The sequence below is a fragment of the Candidatus Blochmanniella chromaiodes str. 640 genome (assembly GCF_000331065.1).
Classification (GTDB): Bacteria; Pseudomonadota; Gammaproteobacteria; order Enterobacterales; family Enterobacteriaceae; genus Blochmanniella; species Blochmanniella pennsylvanica.
On the sequence record NC_020075.1, the window covers coordinates 730149 to 750608 of the forward strand.

Sequence of the window (20460 nt, forward strand, 5' to 3'; positions counted from 1 at the left end):
TTTAAATGATGTTAAAAATAATTTAATAATTTTCCATCACAATGTTTTATTAATTTAAAAATACTTCAAACACTGGATTAGTTGTAACATCGTGCCATTCGTATCCTAATTTAGATAAATATTCTTTAAATTCTGATTCTTTTTGATGAGATAGTTCAAACCCGGCTAGAACACGTCCGTAATCAGTACCATGATTTCGATAATGAAATAAAGAGATGTTCCAATTAGCACCTAAAGTATGAAGAAATTTCAATAATGCTCCTGGAGCTTCTGGAAACTCAAAACTAAAAATTCGCTCCTGTAAAGGCTGGAATAAACGTGCTCCTACCATGTATCTAACATGCAATTTAGCCATTTCGTCGTCAGATAAATCTACAACGTGAAAACCATTAGCGAGTATTTCTTGAACTATTGTGTTTCTTTCGGAACGTCCGTGCTTCAAACGTATACCAATAAAAATACAAACGTTTTTAGATCCATTGAAGCGATAATTAAATTCTGTTACTGATCTGTTTCCTAATATTTTATAGAATTCTAAAAAACTACCTTTTTTTTCTGGAATAGTAATCGCCATTAACGCTTCTCGCTGCTCTCCTAGTTCACAACGTTCTGAAATATAACGTAATTCATGAAAATTTATATTGGCACCTGAAAGAACATGAGCTATTCTTTCGCCTCGAATTGCATATCTTTGAATATACTTCTTCATTCCAGCTAATGCTAACGCACCTGAGGGTTCAGCAATAGCACGTACGTCTTCGAATAAATCTTTTATTGCAGCACAAATCGCATCATTATCCACTGTAATTACATCGTCTAGATATTCTTGGCATAAACGAAATGTTTCGTTGCCAACACATCGTACAGCTACTCCTTCAGCAAATAAACCTACTTTATGCAACCACACTGGCATACCTGCCGATAAGGCAGCACATAAAGAAGCCGATTCTGCTGATTCAACTCCTATAACTTTTATTTGCGGCATAAGATGTTTAATTAATACAGAAACACCTGCCGCTAAACCACCCCCTCCTACTGGAACAAAAATGCGATCTAAATGAGCATCTTGCTGTAATAATTCCATCGCTAATGTTCCTTGTCCCGCGATTACCGTTGGATGATCAAATGGAGGAATAAAAGTTAATTGATGTTTATCAGCTAAATACATAGCTTTAATTTTAGCCTCATCAAAATTAGCTCCACATAATAACGGTTTTCCTCCAAAATCACGTACCGCATCTATTTTTATGTCAGCGGTATTTATAGGCATCACAATCAAAGATGTAATACCTAGACGAGTAGCAGAAAAAGCTACCCCCTGAGCGTGATTACCTGCTGAAGCGGTAATAACTCCAGAAGATTTTTGTGTTTCGTTAAGACTTGAGATCATAGCATAAGCTCCACGTAGTTTAAAGCTATGTACCGGCTGTCTATCTTCTCGTTTAACTAATATTGTATTTTCAAGACGTTCTGACAATTTGTTCATAATTTGTAATGGAGTTATTTGAGCTACTTCATACACGTGAGAGCGCAAAGCAGCACGTAGATATTCTGCAGGACAAGGTGCATGAGAAAAAGAATAAATTTTTTTCATTTAGGATGTTATCCTAACAATTTAGATTTATCACGAACCGCGCCTTTGTCTGCGCTTGTTACTAAGTGAGCGTATGCCTGTAAAGAAATAGATATGTTTCTATTTCTGTTGGTTGGGGTCCACGCTTTATTTCCTCGGGCAATTTCTGCTGCATGTCGTATTTTTAGTATATGCTCAGAAACTTCTAAGGTAATACTACGCATGCTAATATCGATATTAATTATGTCCCCATCGTGTACTAGTCCAATTAATCCTTTATTAGCTGCTTCCGGAGATATATGACCAATAGATAGTCCTGATGTTCCTCCTGAAAATCTACCATCTGTAATCAAAGCGCAACATAAATCTAACCTCATGGATTTAAGAAAAGATGTCGGATATAACATTTCTTGCATACCTGGCCCACCTTTTGGTCCTTCATATCGAATTACAATAATATCGCCAGAATGTACATTTCCTGTTAAAATTGCTTGAACAGATTCTTCTTGACTCTCATACACCTTAGCTGGTCCACTAAATTTTTGAAGGTTTATATGAACTCCAGCTGTTTTTACAAGACATCCATCTACAGCTAGATTACCGTACAATACTGCTAAACCTCCGTCTTGGCTATAAGCATGTTCACGTGAACGAATACATCCAGAGCGACGATCCGTATCTAATGAAGTCCATCTGTTTTTTTGAATAAAAGCTTGTGTGCTACGTATTCCTGCTGGTGCTGCAGCATACATGTTTTTTGATTCAAAATTATCACATGAAAAAATGTCATAATTTAATAACGTTTCTAATAAAGATTTATTCAATATATTACGTGTGTCTTCATGTAATAAACCACAACGATGTAATTCACCAAGCACACCCATTACTCCTCCAGCTCGATGAAAATCTTCCATGTGATATCGTTGAGTATTTGGAGCTACTTTACATAAATGCGGTACTTTTCGAGATAATTTATCAATATCTGCCATAGTAAAATCTATCTCTCCTTCTTGAGCAGCCGCAAGTAAGTGTAATACAGTATTAGTAGAGCCACCCATTGCAATGTCCAACATCATTGCATTTTCAAAAGAAGACTTGTTAGCTATATTGCGCGGTAGAACAGAATAATTATTCTCTTCATAATAAGATTTAGCTAAATGAACAATATATTTACCGGCATTTAAAAATAATTTTTTACGATCAGAATGAGTAGCCAACAACGATCCATTACCCGGTTGTGCTAATCCCAATGCTTCTGTTAAACAATTCATAGAGTTCGCCGTAAACATCCCTGAACAAGACCCGCATGTAGGACACGCTGCTGATTCAATGCGTTGTTGATCAACATCAGAAATATTCGGATCTACAGAACAAGTGATTGCGTCAATTAAATTTAACTTAACGTTTTGATTAGACAAAGTTATTGCACCAGATTCCATTGGTCCGCCTGATACAAAGATAGCTGGAATATTTAAGCGTAATGCCGCCATTAACATTCCAGGTGTTATTTTATCGCAATTAGAAATACATACCATAGCATCAACGCAGTGGGCATTAATCATATATTCCACAGAATCAGCAATAAGATCTCTAGATGGCAAAGAATATAGCATGCCGCTATGACCCATAGCAATTCCATCGTCTATTGCAATGGTATTAAATTCTTTTGCAACTCCTCCAGTAATATTAATTTGTTCGGACACTAATGCTCCTACGTTTCGTAAATGTATGTGCCCAGGAACAAATTGGGTAAATGAATTAACTACAGCAATAATCATTTTATCAAAATCTTCAGTGGTCATACCTGTAGCACGCCACAATGCTCGAGCACCAGTCATATTACGACCATGTGTAGTAGTAATAGAGCGATATTTAGGCATATTTAACTCCAGTATTCTATATTATTGAATATTGATTATCTTATGAGAATTAACATTTGCATCAATGTAGTATTCTAATGCACTGGATCTAACCAATTCCATTGATCTTCAGTAATTCCAGTAAATAAGTTAAAAAATAAGTGCTGTAATTTTTTAGTGATGGGTCCGCGCGTACCGGTACCTACCTTAATTCCATCTACACTACGTACTGGGGTTATTTCGGCAGCAGTACCAGACATAAATATTTCATCAGCTATGTATAGAGATTCACGGGGCAATACTTGTTCTTGTACTTCTAAACCAATATTTACTGCTAACTTAATAATAGTATCACGTGTGACTCCAGGTAAAATAGAAGAAGCACATGGTGGTGTTAAAAGAATATTATTTTTAACTTCAAATAAATTTTCACCGGCGCCTTCTGAAATATAACCATATATATCTAAACCTATTCCTTCTTGATAACCATTTCGGTGAGCTTCATTGCTAATTAACATCGATGATAGATAATTTCCGCCAGCTTTCGCTGTGCTTGGAAGGGTATTTGCTGGAACTCTATTCCAGGAAGATACCATAACATCAATCCCTTGTTTCAAAGAATTTTCTCCCAGATAAGGTAGCCAAGAAAAAGCTGCTATAGCAATGTCAGTAACGTATCCGGGAGTCGGATTAATTTTCATACCTACATTTCCAATAAATACGAGAGGACGGATATATGCATTGATTAGATTATTCTTTCGAATAATAATTCTACAAGCTTCCATTAAATCATCAATACTCCAAAAAATAGGCATACGATAAATTTTTGCGGAATTATACAATCTTTGTATATGTTCACGATGACGAAATATAACGGGACCTTTATGTGAATTATAACACCTCATACCTTCAAACACTGATGATCCATAGTGCAAAGCATGAGACATTACATGTACTTTAGCTTCCTTCCATGGTACGATTTCCCCATTAAACCAAATAAAGTTTGATATATTCATCTGATATCTTCCTCGGAAATATAGTCGAAGAAAGTACGAATTTAATTATTATTTTTTAATTTATTCAATTTTAATATAATGTATATCCATTAATTTATTTAATTGTGCAGACAATAAATATATTGCTCTATTGCTAGAAACAGTTAATAAAATGTTTATTTTTTTCTTGTTGAGCTTACTATATGACAACATATTTAATGTATGTAACTCAAATCCACGATGACGAATAACCCGGAGAATACGTTCAAGCACCTCTGGGCAAAACCTGGCTTTTATAAACAGCGAATAATATGTCATATTACTGCTCCAGCATAGCATCATTTGAAGAACCAGGTGGAACTAATGGCCAAACGTTTTCATGTTCATTAATCAGCGCATGTAATAAAAAAGGTCCTGTGTGTGTAAATAACATATTAATTGCGTCTAAAATTTGAGATGTATAAGTAATACATATTCCATGAATATCAAACGCTTTAGCCAAAACAAGAAAGTTGGGATTATCTGTTAATGTAGTTTCACTGTAACGTTTATTGAAAAATAATTGTTGCCATTGACGCACCATTCCTAAACGCTGGTTATCTAACAAAACAATTTTAATAGGCAAATTTTTACGTTTAATAGTGGCGAGTTCTTGTATGTTCATCATAAATGAACCATCACCAGAAATACATATCACCATATGATTGGGTCGACCAATTTGAGCCCCAATAGCTGCGGGCGTGCCAAACCCCATGGTTCCCAACCCTCCAGAAGTGATAAAATTCTCTGGACGACTGAATTGCATGTGTTGAGCAGCCCACATTTGATGTTGCCCAACATCTGTAGTAACCACAGTATCGTAAGGAGCATTTTCACTGATTGTTCGTAATAAAGTTGGAGCATAAATTTTATCATCAGATGATTGATAAGACCAACGGTACTTTAACTTTAAAGATTTTACTTTTTTTCTCCATGGATCAATAGATAAGGATTGTGTTAGAGCAAATAACAAATCGTTTAAATTGCCAGATAAAGAAACATTCGCTAATCGCAATTTACTAAATTCTGAAGGATCAATATCCACATGAATTACTTTTGCGTGTGGAGCAAAAGTATGTAATCGTCCAGTTACTCTATCATCAAATCGAGCTCCTATCGCAATTAATAAATCAGATTTTTGTACTGCTAAATTAGCTGCTTGATTTCCATGCATGCCTAACATTCCTAGATAACAATCTTCTGTATAATCTGGCGCACCTAGTCCTTTTAACGTAACTACAGTAGGTATTTTGGTTTTAGAAATAAATGTACGTAATGAAGTTACTGCTCCAGCCATACCTACACCTCCTCCTACGTAAAGTATCGGTTGACATGCTTGCAGCATTAGCACTCGAGCTTTTTCTATATCACTTTCAATACTACAAATATCTTTTTTATTAATACAGTAGTTTGAGATTAATTTTCCAGTAGACAATTGAATATCTTTTGGTATATCTATTAACACTGGACCTGGTCTGCCTTCAGAAGCAATAAAAAACGCTTCATCAATAATATCAGGTAGCATGTTTAATGAATGTACTAAAAAGCTATGTTTAGTGCAAGCTAAAGATAAACCTAATACATCTATTTCTTGAAATGCATCGGTACCAATAAATTCTAATCCCACTTGTCCAGTAATAGCTACTATAGGGATGGAATCTAATAATGCATCAGCTAATCCAGTGATGAGGTTAGTAGCTCCCGGACCAGAAGTCGCAAAACATACACCAATTTTCCCAGTAGCTCGAGCGTATCCTATAGCAGACATAATCGCACCTTGCTCATGCCTACATAATAAATGTTCTACTTCAGAGTCAAACAATGCATCATATATCGGCATAATTGCTCCACCCGGATAACCAAAAATAATTTCCACACCTTTTTTTCTCAGCGCTTTTATGGTCCACTGAGCTCCGTTCATGTTTTTTTCCTCATATGATTTTATAAATGAAATAATAATCTAATCAGGCTACTGATGTAAATCAACCGATTTTGAATCAATTGCAAAGTGTATGGACATTACATATTGTTTATTAGATTCAAGTAGATTTGGGATATCAGTAAATATTTGTACGTAAAAATGTTTAAAATAATTTTATTTTTTAAAAATGACTATGTATTGTGTGCTAACTACATGAAAAATCTTTTTATTTTTAAAATTAAATAATAGAATAATTTTTCTGGTTTAAAATGAAATATTGTTGCTTATATAGAATTTCTTTTATGGCCTATATATCGTATAATTGTCGATAGTTAACTTTTGAAATAACATTTCATTATATGTTGTATTAAAAACTAACAATAATATTTTAAACCAGTAATTTCGGAGTTTTTATAAATATATGAATTCAAATAATATTATTATTAATATTATTTATTAATTTTCTGCGTCTGTTTTATACTAAAACCAATCTTAATCACGTTAAAAGTAAAAATTTTAATTTTCCTAACATTTAAAAAATATCAAATCTTTTTATTCTTAATTTTTAGTAAATACTAAACTAACCATATGGTATACATTTTATTTAATCGTATAGTATAACTTCATTATATTTTTATGTACCACATATAATTAGATTTGGCAATGATGTTTTTAAAATAATATTATTTCTGTGTAATTGCTGATTATGATCATCATCTAATTTTTGTCATTGTTTGTTTTCTGTTATTGTGATAGTAGTTTTTATTTAATGTATGAAGAAAATCAAACCTCTATTTTTTAAATTTGTTTAATAAAATCTATTTATTTAAAGTAGAACAACATGTGAATTTTATTATTATACTATATATATTTCTAATATTTAAAATTTTAGATTATAAAATTGCTTTTTTTTGCGCGAAATTGTGAGCAATAATAATTAACAAAGGTTATAGAATGCAAGCAGAATTGCAGTTTATTGAATTATTTATTGGTTTTACACAGTTTAAAAACATGGAATTATAACGTAAATACACGAGTAGATTTAGTTAATATACGTTGCATTATTTATGCGACGTATATTAACTAAATAACATACTTATCCAGTTTTATATGCTCAAATCATATTTGATAGAAAATATTAAAAAATAAAAAAATATAAACATTTTTATATCAAAAAATAATCTGTGATATTGTGCATATTTTTACAGGGGTGAAGAGACTTGAACTCCTAACACCCGGTTTTGGAGACCGACGTTCTACCTATTTGAACTACACCCCTTTTATTTTTTGATAAGCATACGGTGCGCAAACGGTGCGGACGGGACTTGAACCCGTGACCCTCGGCGTGACAGGCCGATGTTCTAACCAGCTGAACTACCGCACCATTATAATTTATATGATGATTTTATAGTAATATACTATACATACTTTAAATTTATTAGAAAATATTGTGTATATACATTTTTATATTCATTTATATTGTATAGTAAATTATATAATACTCTGCATATACATTATAATGGAGCTAAGCGGAATCGAACCGCTAACCTTCTGCGTGCAAAACAGACGCTCTCCCAGTTGAGCTATAGCCCCACATCAACCAATTATACTGTAACAAGTTTCACAGAAACATGCAAATAAAATAATATAATTATAAATTTGATTTTTTCATAATTAAATAGGCTTAAAACAAGATTGACGTATATAAAATACAATTGATATTGTATTAATTAACATTACTATTAGTAATACTGATATATTATCAATATAATTGAATAAAAAGATACTTGCATGAAAAGTTCATTTACAGTTTATTTTGAATTTATTATATATGCGTTAGTAATATTCATTTAAAGTTGATAACTGTATCTATGCAGTCTGCATTATACAGACGTTTGCATACAATATTGTGTACTAAAAATAAAACAGCATTCAATAATTCGATAAAAAAAGCTATCAATTGCTATTAGTGTAAATATGTATTTATTCCATAATAATAATTAATTTTTTCAATTACTAATTAAACTAATAAACAATGTGTTCTTATTGAAATAAGATGATGTGTTCAATTTATATTGATAATATTTCTAAAGAAAAAAAGTTATAATAAGATTCTAAAATAGATTTTAATTTGATAGCTTTTTCTGTGTTCATAGAACAATAGATTTTATTTGGCCTGTAAGAACAAAAGTCATTCGTGGGACTATTTGTGTTTTTGCGTAGCAAACGAAAACTATATTTAGCAACTGAATGTCTCGAATCTATTAAGTAGCTATTTGAAGATAATGCAGCAATTAATTCTGTTTTTAATAAAGAAAAATGAGTACATCCAAGTACTATAGTGTCAGGAGGTTGTTTCATGTTTAACCAGGGAGTGAGAATATCGCGAAGAATTGATATTGGTATTTTTTTGCCATAAATTTTAGATTCAGCTAAATTTACTAATTCAGATGTACCTAGTAACATGACCTTATATTTATTGGCGAAACGTTTTATAAGATTCAAAGTATAATCATGATTGACAGTGCGATGTGTTGCTAAGACACCAATAACACCATTTTTAGTTAATTTAGACGCTAATTTAATTGCAGGTATCACCCCAACAATGGGACATAGAAAATGATTTTGTAATATTTTTAATGAAACTACACTGGCAGTATTACAACCGATGATCACAAGATTTAATTGATGTTGTTTTTGCACAGCTTCAATTATAGAGGTTACACGATTTATAATGAAGAATTCTGAGTGTTCACCATAAGGAAAAGCTTGATTATCAAAAAAATATAAATAGCGTACATGTGGTAATAATTTTCGTATCGCAATATAAATAGATAAGCCACCTACCCCAGAATCTAATATCAATATTGTTGGTTGCTTGTGTGTATTTTTAAAATAAATCATATATTTTTATTAATTGTTTAATTTATACACCATATATATAATTAACATAAATTGAATATATATGTAATGTAATCTATAATTTTTGTTAATATTATTTTTAATATAGAGTATATGTTTTTTGTTCAAAATATTTTCATTTTTATAAATACTATGTTGAGTGTCATCTTGCATATTGTAATGGTCACATTTATAACTATATATTCTTTGCAGTTCTATTTACAAGTAAAAAATATTGTATATAGAATACTATTCTATACATATAAAATATGTATATATATTTGACTGATAACCAATCTAATACAATATTTATTATTTTTTGAAAATTTAGCTCTTCAATATACATATATTTAAAAGACTCTAAAAAATAAACTTATCATATTTAAGTTATGATTTGTGATGGACGTAATCATTTAATTAATTTTGAAATATTATTCATACATTATATTTTGTTATTTTTTATTCCCAATGTATGACATATTGCATATGTTAAGTCTGATCTGTTAAGAGTGTAGAAATGAAAATTTCTTACTCCTTCCTTAAGAAGGACTCTGATCATGTCTATTGCTACAAATGTTCCAAGCATTTTCTGTGTTTCCAAATCATGATCTAATCCATGAAAAATTACATATATCCAATGCGGTATCTTCACTTTAGTAAAAGTGATAAAATGTTGTAATTGACGAAAATTAAAGATAGGCAATATTCCAGGAATAATTTCTATATCAATCCCAACCGACACACAAAGATCTCTAAATCTTAAATATTGTTCTACATCAAAAAAAAATTGAGTGATTGCACGATTCGCGCCGGCATCTATTTTTTTCTTTAAATTAATTAAATCTGATTGTGCGTTTTTTGCTTCTGGATGTACTTCTGGATAAGCAGCTACTGCTATATCAAAATTTCCAATTTTTTTTAATAAATATACTAAATCTGAAGCATACATAGACGATTGATAGTTTTTTTTTATTTGATCGCCTCTTAATGCAACTATATTATGAATACCATTATTCCAATATTCTTGAGCAATAGTTTGTAATGCTTGAGGAGTTTCATTGATACATGTTAAATGAGGAGCTACTATTAATCCAGTACGTTTTTTTATGTCTTTAATTGTTTTATCAGTATAATTTCGTGTTCCAGAATGAGCGCTATATGTTACAGAAACAAAAATAGGATTTAATTTGCTTAATTTGTTTATAGTTTTCCATAATATTTGTTCCATTTCATCGGTACGTGGAGGAAAAAATTCAAATGAAACATTAATATTTCCTTGTAATTCAGCTAAATATTGATTTAATACTGCTTGTTGGGTGGCATGGAACATACTCATGTTTTCCTTCTTGAAGCTATAAAATAAATGCTTATAGACCTATGTATATTATATAGACCGTATGCTTTTTTCTAAATAAAATCATCGTTACATAAATAATCATTGAGATTAATAATCTAATAATCTATTATTATAGGTATTTTAATGAATGTCACTCATTGATAAAATATTTCGTTTATACATTACATTAGCGCAATAAATTATTATTTTAATGTGCATCGTAGATGAGATTTAGAAAAATAACGTTTCATTAACTAAATATAAATGATTTCTTAAAATAAGAAACTGTATATGTGAATTTTGCGATTGCTCAATTAATTAACAAAATTTTATAATAAATCGTCCATTATTATTTGTTATAAATAAGATTGATTAATATTAATAATGCGCATAATAATAATATGGAGAGACCTTATTGTATTGATGCAAATGCCTGTTCTAAATCAGTAATAAGATCATCGCTATCTTCTAGTCCTACTGAAACACGAAGCAACATATCACTGATTCCAGCGCGTTTTCTAGCATTTTCTGGCATAGCAGCATGCGTCATAGTGGCTGGATGAGCAATTAAACTTTCAACACCTCCGAACGATTCTGCTAATGTAAATAATTTTAATGATCGTAAAAATTGTAGTAAAACATTTTTAGCGCCCTTCAGTTCGAAGCTAAATATCGATCCGAATCCGCTTTGTTGTTTGCAAACAATGTTATATCCAGGGTGATTGGGTAATCCCGGATAATATAATGCATTGATTTGGGGTTGTTTTTGACAAAAAGCAATAATTTTTTTAGTATTATTTTGTTGTTGGTAAACACGCGGCATTAAAGTACGCATACCACGCAACAACTGATAACTATCAAAGGCACTTCCAGTAATACCGAGCGTATTGCCCCACCAAGTTAATTTTTCGGAAATGTATGTGTCCTTAGATATTACTACTCCTGCTATTAAATCTGAATGTCCATTCAAATACTTACTACAAGAATGTACTACTAAATCGGCACCTAAATTTAATGGATTTTGAAATACTGGAGTCATAAATGTATTATCTACAACATATAAGATACCTTTTTGGAAGTTGCAAAGAGTATGAATATCTACTATTCGAAGCATAGGATTGCTTGGGGTTTCTATAAAAATTAATTTAGGTTTATATGCTAATGATTTTAATAAAATCTGTGTATCATTTTGATCAATAAATAATACTTTGCATGCACCTTTTTTGTTTAACGCATCCAATAATCGATAAGTACCTCCATAGCAATCATAAGGTGCTATTAATAAATCGTTTGGTTCAAGCAAAGCAGAACATATTAAATAAATAGCAGACATGCCGCTACTTGTCATAATCGCATTTTTTCCATATTCTAAATCTGATAAAGTTTGTTGAGTTACATCACGCGTAGGATTTTTGCGCCGTGAATAATCATAAGGACGAGGCTGATTTAATCCAAAAAAATTATAAGTAGTTGAAAGAGTAATAGGAGGTACGACACATCCATGTTGCTCATCGCTATTTAAACCACTTCTAACGCTAATTGTAGATTTTTTTATATTCATAATAATAACTAAACTGACCTATATTTCTACAAACACTGGTACGTTATAAGTATAGAAATTTTTATGTGTACGAAAATATTTTTACTGACCAGATTTAATATAGTTTTATCCAAACACAATTATATTGCATATAGATTTTCTGATAACAATTAAAATCTACACGTATATTGCTTCTAATCACTTCACACCCATAAAATTTAATGAACTTATATTTATTTTCTATTCAAGTATAGCGCGGATGGTTCTGATGCTACATAACGTCCCCTTACGTAAATAATTCTATATTTATTTTTTATTTAATTTTTTTTCAATCGGTAAAAAATCAGCATTAGTAGAAAGATTAAAGCGTTTATTAAAAATATTTACACGCCCACGTGTATCTAGTATACGTTGTGTACCTGTATAGAATGGATGACACAAATGACACACATCTATATTTAAGTTTCGATTTAAAGTAGATTTAGTATTAATAATATTTCCACACGAACAATATGCAGATATTTCACTGTATTTTGGATGCACATTTTTCTTCATAATGTATTTTAATACCAGCTAAATATTTATGCTTCTGATAAATTGGTATTTTATCATAATAAAAATAAATTATAAATTTATTTTATAGCGCTTAATAACATTAGATGTTTATACGTTCATGCACAGCCAAATATTTCTATTCATTACAATTAATGTTGTATATTTGATCTATTTAAACACATAGTTCATGCTAAATTTTATACAAAATTCATAATATTTATTGCATGTATCTACAAATGTATATGTAGATACTATTAACGACAAAAAATAATTTATGATTTATTGTTATTATATATTAGCAACAGCTTAATAAAATTCTTACTGATGTATAGTTGAAATAAAAAATTTGCTATATCTTATACATTGACATAGATTCTGATAACAACTCAAACTATTTTTTTTGATGTTTATAGCTACATAATAATCTATTGATATTGTATATGCAACTACATAAGTGAATATACTTATACTCATAAACGATTAACACCTTAATCGCATTAAATAACACAAATATTTACTTTATATAATAAATTTTGATAGAATAATAACTATTGAATTTTTAAAACTGAACATAGGATACGAACAAATAACCATTTATGCGCATATATAAATATGCCAAATAAAATGTACGATACTTGCAATTGCATTCTTTTTATAAATACAAACATATGGAATTGTACAATAACAGATATTTTTATCTAATTAATACACAATCTTACGTGTTTTCAAGAAGCATATAGTTGATTACATAGTTACAGCAATGAGTTGTATGAAGTGTTTAAAGTATTTTTAATCGCTTAAAGTAAATTATTATATTTAATAAACTAAATTTATAAAAACTATGTAACATACTTGTGTTCAATGGTAATCCGGAGTGTTTATTTTTATTTATGACCGTAAGTTTTATTAAAAAACATACATCTTATGTATTTGTTAATATAACATAGTTATATACGATCTTCATCGTAGTAAAAATTACAAAAATTATAATTAAAATTATACATAATTAAAATATATTTTCTAAAAATAATCGAATCATTAAAGTAACATTGATTTAGATAATTTAAATTTTAAATCACTACAGATTAGTTCATATATGTCGTGTACGAATATAATCAAAAAATATTACTACTATATAAATAGTAGCACTATAATAGTCACTCTATTATTTGTAGTATTTAGTTTTATAAATAAAAGATCTTTTACATAGAATGATTTTATAAAAAATTATAACCATTAAAATATCTGATTAAATGTACTATTGTTTTAATATCATAAAATTACGTTCAATCGAATAAGCAATAATTACAGTATTTTTATGTTGTTTTTTTAGATAAAAATTTTTATGTTGGAATCTTGTGTTAATTTCTAAGGGGTAAATAATAACAGATACAAATTTCAATACTGATTCTGATCATACCAATGAAGTTACTTAATAAAATTAAATATTTGAATATAACTGAATACGGGTAAATTGTATGTCTACATGGGTCTCCGGGAAAATTATTGATATAAAAAATTGGACAGATCAGTTGTTTAGTCTTATTGTACGAGCTCCAGTAAATACATTTATTGCTGGTCAATTTACAAAAATAAAGATAAAAATAAATAATATAATCGTACAACGTGCTTATTCATATCTTAATGCTCCGCATAATCCAAATCTAGAATTTTACATAGCTACTGTACTAGAAGGGAAATGTACCCCATTGTTATGTACTTTACGTCCCGGTGATACTCTTATGCTTACTAAAAAAGCGTACGGACGCTTTATACTCAATGAAATTCCAAATTGTAAAAATTTATGGATGTTAGCTAGCGGAACAGGGATTGGCCCATATTTATCAATACTCGAAGATCATGATAAAAGATTGTATCAATTTTCAAATATTGTATTAGTACATGCGGTGAGGTTTTCTAAAAATTTAAATTATTTATCTCAAATAAGAAAATTACAAAAATTTTATAATGGTAAATTACACGTACAAACAATCATAAGTCAAGAAGAATCTTATAGTTCACTTTTTGGACGTATACCTAATTTGATAGAAAATGACTCTTTAGAAAAAAGAGTAGGATTACAATTAGATATTAACAATAGTCACGTGATGTTATGTGGAAATCCGCAAATGATACAGGATACTAAAAAAATATTAAATAAAAAATACGGAATGCAAGATCATTTACGATATAAACCAGGTCATGTTACTCAAGAACGTTATTGGTAATATAAATAGTCATAATGTACAGTAATTATAACTGACAGTTGTATTACAAAATTATTTATTATTGTACATCTTTATAATATCAACGTATGTTGCAATATACAATTGCGTATCTTTTAAGTACATACATTCTAATCGTGTAATACATAGCATTATTTTGTTTAATGTTAATTAATGTTGATTTATGTATCGCAAATAGTTGTTATGAAGTAATTTCTGTGGGAGAGACAGTGTGAGACGTCTATTGATAATAGGAAACTGGAAATTAAATGGCAATAAAAATACCATAACTAATTTAATTATTACATTAGTTAATACATTTGATAATATTTCTAAATGTAATGTAGCTATAGCTCCGCCTGTAATGTATTTAGATATAACTAAGCGTTATTTATTGAACAGTCGTATTCAGTTATGTGCTCAAAATGTTGATATTCATTTATCTGGATCATTTACCGGCGATATTTCAGCAGAAATGTTACAAGATCTTAATGTACGATATGCTCTGATAGGTCATTCTGAACGGAGAATACATCATAAAGAAAATGATGCATATATTGCTAAAAAATTTTTTATATTAAAAAAAGTTGGATTAATTCCTATTTTATGTGTAGGGGAAAATAAAAGAGAATACGATTCTGGATACACACAGTCAGTATGCATTAATCAAATCAACACAATCATTACGTTACTTGGCATAGAAGCATTTAAGAATTCAGTTATTGCTTATGAGCCTATATGGGCTATAGGAAGTGGTGCTAGCGCATCTCCAGAAAATGCGCAATTAGTTCATAAATCAATCCGGGATTATATTGCAAGTTATGATACATCTATAGCCGATAAAATAACAATTCAGTATGGGGGTTCTGTCACACCAGAAAATGTTACTAAATTTTTTGATCAAAAAGATATTGATGGTGTATTAGTAGGAGCCGCTTCTTTAAACGCGAATAGTTTTTCTATGATCGTACAAACTGCTGAAAACCATAAGAAATCATATCCTGCTTAATAATATGCAGGAATATCCTAATGTAGTATTATATATTATTGATGTAACGATATTAATAGTTCAAAACACTAAATAAGTGATATTTATATAAGCAAAGATAATCTGATTATGTATCAATAATATTCTTATTTAAGAAACAAGTTATTTATGATGATTTTAAAATAACTTAAAATAGTTTTTTGGCTGTTTTCAATAAATCTCGACGGAATGGACGTTGCATATGTTGTATAGCATCGTTAATATCATGATGTACCAATTTTTCATTTTGGACCCCAATACAACGCCCTACATAACCCTTTAATAGCAGATCAATAGAATATGCTCCCATCCGAGATGCTAGAATTCGATCATATGCAACAGGCTTTCCTCCGCGTTGGATGTATCCTAAAACTGTAGCACGAGTTTCTCTACCAGTCTTTTCTTCAATGTATCGCGCTAAATAAAATACATTACAAATACGTTCTGTGATAGCTACTATAGCATGTTTTTTCCCTTTAGAAATACCAGATTTAATCTCGTTTACTAGATCTTGTGGGTTAAATTCTACTTCGGGGACTATAATAAATTCACAACCTCCAGCTATTGCTGCTGCCATAGTCAAATCACCGCAACAACGTCCCATTACCTCTACAATAGAAATACGTTGATGCGAAGAAGATGTGTCGCGTAACCTATCAATTGCATCAACAATTGTTTCTAAAGCTGTAAAATAACCAATGGTGTAATCAGTTCCAGCAACATCGTTATCAATAGTCCCAGGCAATCCGATGCAAGGAAATCCTATATCACTCAATCTCTTAGCGCCCAAATAAGATCCATCTCCTCCAATTATTATGAGAGCATCGAGACTACGTTGATTAATATTGTTGATAACTATTGTCCTAGTGGCATCTTCCTTAAATTCAGGAAAACGAGCAGAACCAAGAAAAGTTCCTCCACGATTTATTATATCTGAAACACTACGACGACTCAATTGTATCATTCGATCTTGAAATAATCCTAAATAACCGTCATATATTCCATACACTTCTATTCCTTCAGAAAGACCTGCCCGTACTACGCCGCGAATAGCAGCATTCATTCCTGGAGAATCCCCTCCGCTTGTTAATACTCCTATTTTTTTTATCATAAACACAAAACTCTATTATGTTGTTATGTACAGCAGACTATAATCATGTCGAAATATAAAATAAATAATAATAAAAATATAATTATTATATAAATATACAAAAATAAAAGGCTGTATCAGATACATATATAACAGTTATATGTGAAATTGTTGTTAGTTTTTAATTTATTAGTATTTTTAATTAAATTAAAAATACTAATAAATTCTCTAAATATTGAGCATGGGAGTATTATTTATTTTAATTATTTATTATAACAATATATATATTGTATCACTTGTAGTGAAGTACATTAATTTTATACATATATGATGTTTTCCTGGTATTAATACATAATCACATTAGCAAACGATTTTAATTATATGAATTATATCATGAGGATCATCTTACAAGGTATTGAAATGTGAAAAGAAAATATACGTTATTGATATAACTGATATATCAAATATACGATTATTTTTAATCTCATATACAATGCATCAAATTACATTGATATATTATGCGTAATTAAAATTACATATTAAGTATAATACACCTATATTGTACAGGTATATTATCAATTTTGTAATCAAAAGTATTGAATATCTTTTATATATTAATTATTACATAAATATACTAACTTTCTAAATACTTGATATGTACGGTATATTATAGATTATATTTATTATCGGTAGTGTAATAAGCACTATACATATTTTTAAATGTAGTAAATTTTATTAAGTTATTATTATTTGTTGATTTTTTTTATAAGTCTGGCGGGTTTTCCTGCGACTGTAGCATGAGGCGGTACAGAGTGTAGTACGACAGAACCAGCTCCAATTTTAGCACCATATCCTACTTCAATATTACCTAAAATAATAGAACCAGCTCCAATCATTACTTTCTGCCTAATTTTAGGATGACGATCACCACTTATTTTGCCAGTTCCACCTAAGGTCACAGATTGCATTATAGATACATTATTTTCTACAACTGATGTTTCTCCGATCACTACACCAGTCGCATGATCTATCATAACACCATATCCGATACTTGCTGCAGGATGAATATCCACATTAAAAATAGTAGAAATATGATTATAAAAATACATAGCTAATTCTTTACGATTATGCTTCCATAACCAATGAGAAATACGATGCGCTTGCAGTGCATGGAATCCTTTTGAATATAAAAAAGGAGTAAAATACTTAGTGACAGATGGATCATTTAAACGTATTGCATAAATATCTTGTGCAGCAGAAGTAATGATATTGTCATCGGATCCGAATATATCTTCTAATATCTTAATAACAGCAATTGTAGATATATCTGTGTTAGTTAATTTTTTAGATAGTATATAAATTAATGCATCTTTAAAGTTTGTGTGCATTAATAGGGTTGTATATATAAAACTGGTTAATATAGGCTCAGAGTCAATTAACAATCTTGCTTCAATTTTAATGTTACTCCAAACTATTTCTAATATATTTAAAGTCATACACTTACCTAATCGCCGTAGTATGAATGATAATTGAAATCTATTATTAATTATTTTAAACCATTAATTTTTCTTCTTTTTGTGTACGTTCCAATAAAGAGTGAGCTGCATCATGAACATTTTTATTTTGATATAGTATTTGATATGTTTGTTCGGTAATAGGCATATCTACTTTGTGTTTAACAGATAACATATATACTTCTTGTACGTTATAGAATCCTTCTATTATTTTCCCAACATTTTTTTGAGCATGATGTATCTCGAAACCCTGTCCCAATAATATTCCAAAGCGACGATTACGTGATTGATTATCAGTGCAAGTTAATATCAAATCTCCTAATCCAGCTAATCCCATGAAAGTGTCTAGTGTCGCTCCAATTGCTATACCTAGGCGAGACATCTCTACTAAACCCCGCGTAATTAATGCTGTCCGGGCATTGGATCCAAACCCTATGCCATCAGAAATACCTGCTCCGATAGCAATAATGTTTTTTACTACTCCAGCTATTTGAATACCAATAGTATCTGTGTTGCTGTATATTCTGAAATTTTTATTACAATGTAGTATATTTTGTAGATCACAACTTAATATAGTATCATTAGAAGCTAGAGTTATTGCCGTGGGTAATCCCATAGCGAGTTCTCTAGCGAAAGTTGGACCAGATATAATTGCAATAGGAATATTTTTTCCTAAAATATCATATGCCACATCTTGTAATAAACGTCCAGTTTTTGGTTCTAAACCTTTAGATGCTATAATAATACGAGTATTGCTCTTTAAATTTGGTTTTAATCGCATCAAAACATGACCAAATACACGACTTGGAACCGCAATCAATAAATTTCGGCAAGTAGATAAAGCTATAGACAACGATTTCTCTAAATACAATGATGGTGGAAAAGCGATGCCGGGTAAATAGGCTTGATTACATCGATTAATTTGGAGTTTTTGAATATGAATTGCATTATGTCCCCATAACAATACGGAATGACCATTTCTAGATAACGCAATAGCTATGGCCGTTCCATAGGAACCTGCTCCAATAATAGTGATGTTAGGATATTTAGGGTATTTAATAGACACAATAATTTAAACTAACTATTTTTAAAATATTAAATTTTAAGTGTATCATTATATTTCTTTTGTAAGGACTGAATAAACAAAATATCGAAATTAATTGGATCTAAGTTAAGTTGAGGGAAAGTGCCTCTCGACACTTGGTTGCTAATGCATTCGCTAGCATAGGGATATAAAATAGTCGGGCAATGCACTTTAAGGCAGCGTTTCATTTGTGTCTTGTTTAATCCTGAAACATTAAAAATTCCAGCTTGTTTTACTTGACATAAAAAAGCTGTATCGTCCTCAATTTTTGCAGTAACAGTAACACATAACACCACTTCGTACATATCAATGTGAATATTCTTAGCATCACTATTTAAATCTACTTTAATTTTTGGATTCCAATTTATTTGAAACACTCCAGGAGTGTTCGGAGCTTCAAATGAAATATCTTTGATATAAATTCTTTGTATACGAAATAAAACATTATTACTGTTGCTTTCTAACACAAAAAACACCCTTAGTACATTACAAAATTTAATAAATAATCATAATTTATTAACTGTTTGTATTTATTAAGATTAGATCTAATTTACCCTGATCATTTAAAAGTAACAAATCATCCGACCCCCCGATATGTAGACCATCTATAAAAATCTGCGGAAATGTAGTGCGACCACCAGAACGTTGTCTCATTTCTATATTTAAAGAATCTGATAAGTTGCTACAATCTACAGAAATTTCTCTAAAATCTAAAGATTTTTTTTTCAATAATGCTTTAGCTCGCTCACAGTAAGGACAATTTTTTTTTGTATAAATTTCAATATAAGCCATTTTTTATTC

Annotated in this window: 16 protein-coding genes and 3 tRNA genes; 2 read left to right on the forward strand and 17 right to left on the reverse strand. The window is 30.1% G+C overall.

Annotated features, from left to right (window positions below):
- Positions 1–49: 49 nt before the first annotated feature.
- The 12 genes from ilvA to rpmE form a co-directional block, all read right to left on the reverse strand.
- Positions 50–1594, reverse strand: a complete 1545-nt coding sequence (gene ilvA / locus BCHRO640_RS03025; RefSeq protein WP_015344822.1) for a threonine ammonia-lyase, biosynthetic — start codon at positions 1592–1594, stop codon at positions 50–52.
- Positions 1595–1602: 8 nt separating this feature from the next.
- Complete coding sequence (gene ilvD / locus BCHRO640_RS03030) at positions 1603–3453, reverse strand: dihydroxy-acid dehydratase (RefSeq protein WP_015344823.1); 1851 nt, start codon at positions 3451–3453, stop codon at positions 1603–1605.
- Positions 3454–3527: 74 nt separating this feature from the next.
- Positions 3528–4448: a branched-chain amino acid transaminase gene (locus tag BCHRO640_RS03035; protein ID WP_015344824.1), complete on the reverse strand. Its 921-nt coding sequence runs from the start codon at positions 4446–4448 to the stop codon at positions 3528–3530.
- Positions 4449–4508: 60 nt separating this feature from the next.
- Positions 4509–4745 (reverse strand): acetolactate synthase 2 small subunit, encoded by a 237-nt coding sequence (gene ilvM / locus BCHRO640_RS03040; protein WP_011283125.1) that lies wholly within the window; start codon positions 4743–4745, stop codon positions 4509–4511.
- Position 4746: 1 nt separating this feature from the next.
- Complete coding sequence (ilvG, locus tag BCHRO640_RS03045) at positions 4747–6387, reverse strand: acetolactate synthase 2 catalytic subunit (protein ID WP_015344825.1); 1641 nt, start codon at positions 6385–6387, stop codon at positions 4747–4749.
- 1205 nt (positions 6388–7592) lie between these two features.
- Positions 7593–7666 (reverse strand) — tRNA-Trp (locus BCHRO640_RS03050).
- 31 nt (positions 7667–7697) lie between these two features.
- A tRNA-Asp gene (locus BCHRO640_RS03055) sits at positions 7698–7771 on the reverse strand.
- Between the two features lie 136 nt (positions 7772–7907).
- Positions 7908–7980: transfer RNA gene (locus tag BCHRO640_RS03060), tRNA-Ala, on the reverse strand.
- Between the two features lie 477 nt (positions 7981–8457).
- Positions 8458–9291 (reverse strand): glutamate racemase, encoded by an 834-nt coding sequence (gene murI, locus BCHRO640_RS03065; protein ID WP_015344826.1) that lies wholly within the window; start codon positions 9289–9291, stop codon positions 8458–8460.
- A 439-nt stretch (positions 9292–9730) separates the two neighbouring features.
- Entirely contained in the window at positions 9731–10624 is an 894-nt protein-coding gene (gene metF, locus BCHRO640_RS03070) for a methylenetetrahydrofolate reductase (protein ID WP_015344827.1), read from the reverse strand.
- Between the two features lie 412 nt (positions 10625–11036).
- On the reverse strand, positions 11037–12185 hold the full coding sequence (gene metB / locus BCHRO640_RS03075; protein ID WP_015344828.1) for a cystathionine gamma-synthase: 1149 nt from the start codon (positions 12183–12185) through the stop codon (positions 11037–11039).
- 285 nt (positions 12186–12470) lie between these two features.
- Positions 12471–12719 (reverse strand): 50S ribosomal protein L31, encoded by a 249-nt coding sequence (rpmE, locus tag BCHRO640_RS03080; RefSeq protein WP_015344829.1) that lies wholly within the window; start codon positions 12717–12719, stop codon positions 12471–12473.
- Between the two features lie 1478 nt (positions 12720–14197).
- On the opposite strand from rpmE, the gene BCHRO640_RS03085 reads away from it, so the two are divergent.
- Both BCHRO640_RS03085 and tpiA read left to right on the forward strand, forming a co-directional pair.
- Positions 14198–14947: a ferredoxin--NADP(+) reductase gene (locus BCHRO640_RS03085; protein ID WP_015344830.1), complete on the forward strand. Its 750-nt coding sequence runs from the start codon at positions 14198–14200 to the stop codon at positions 14945–14947.
- A gap of 229 nt (positions 14948–15176) precedes the next feature.
- Complete coding sequence (tpiA, locus tag BCHRO640_RS03090) at positions 15177–15953, forward strand: triose-phosphate isomerase (RefSeq protein WP_015344831.1); 777 nt, start codon at positions 15177–15179, stop codon at positions 15951–15953.
- Positions 15954–16119: 166 nt separating this feature from the next.
- On the opposite strand, the gene pfkA is transcribed toward tpiA, so the two are convergent.
- The 5 genes from pfkA to grxC form a co-directional block, all read right to left on the reverse strand.
- Positions 16120–17082 carry a 6-phosphofructokinase gene (gene pfkA, locus BCHRO640_RS03095; RefSeq protein WP_015344832.1) on the reverse strand — a complete coding sequence of 321 codons (963 nt, stop codon included), beginning with the start codon at positions 17080–17082 and terminating at the stop codon, positions 16120–16122.
- A 725-nt stretch (positions 17083–17807) separates the two neighbouring features.
- Positions 17808–18557: a serine O-acetyltransferase gene (cysE, locus tag BCHRO640_RS03100; protein ID WP_015344833.1), complete on the reverse strand. Its 750-nt coding sequence runs from the start codon at positions 18555–18557 to the stop codon at positions 17808–17810.
- Positions 18558–18612: 55 nt separating this feature from the next.
- Positions 18613–19641, reverse strand: coding sequence for an NAD(P)H-dependent glycerol-3-phosphate dehydrogenase (gpsA, locus tag BCHRO640_RS03105; protein WP_015344834.1), 1029 nt, complete (start codon positions 19639–19641; stop codon positions 18613–18615).
- Between the two features lie 29 nt (positions 19642–19670).
- Positions 19671–20126, reverse strand: coding sequence for a protein-export chaperone SecB (gene secB, locus BCHRO640_RS03110; protein WP_015344835.1), 456 nt, complete (start codon positions 20124–20126; stop codon positions 19671–19673).
- A gap of 49 nt (positions 20127–20175) precedes the next feature.
- Positions 20176–20451: a glutaredoxin 3 gene (gene grxC, locus BCHRO640_RS03115; RefSeq protein ID WP_015344836.1), complete on the reverse strand. Its 276-nt coding sequence runs from the start codon at positions 20449–20451 to the stop codon at positions 20176–20178.
- Positions 20452–20460 lie beyond the last annotated feature (9 nt).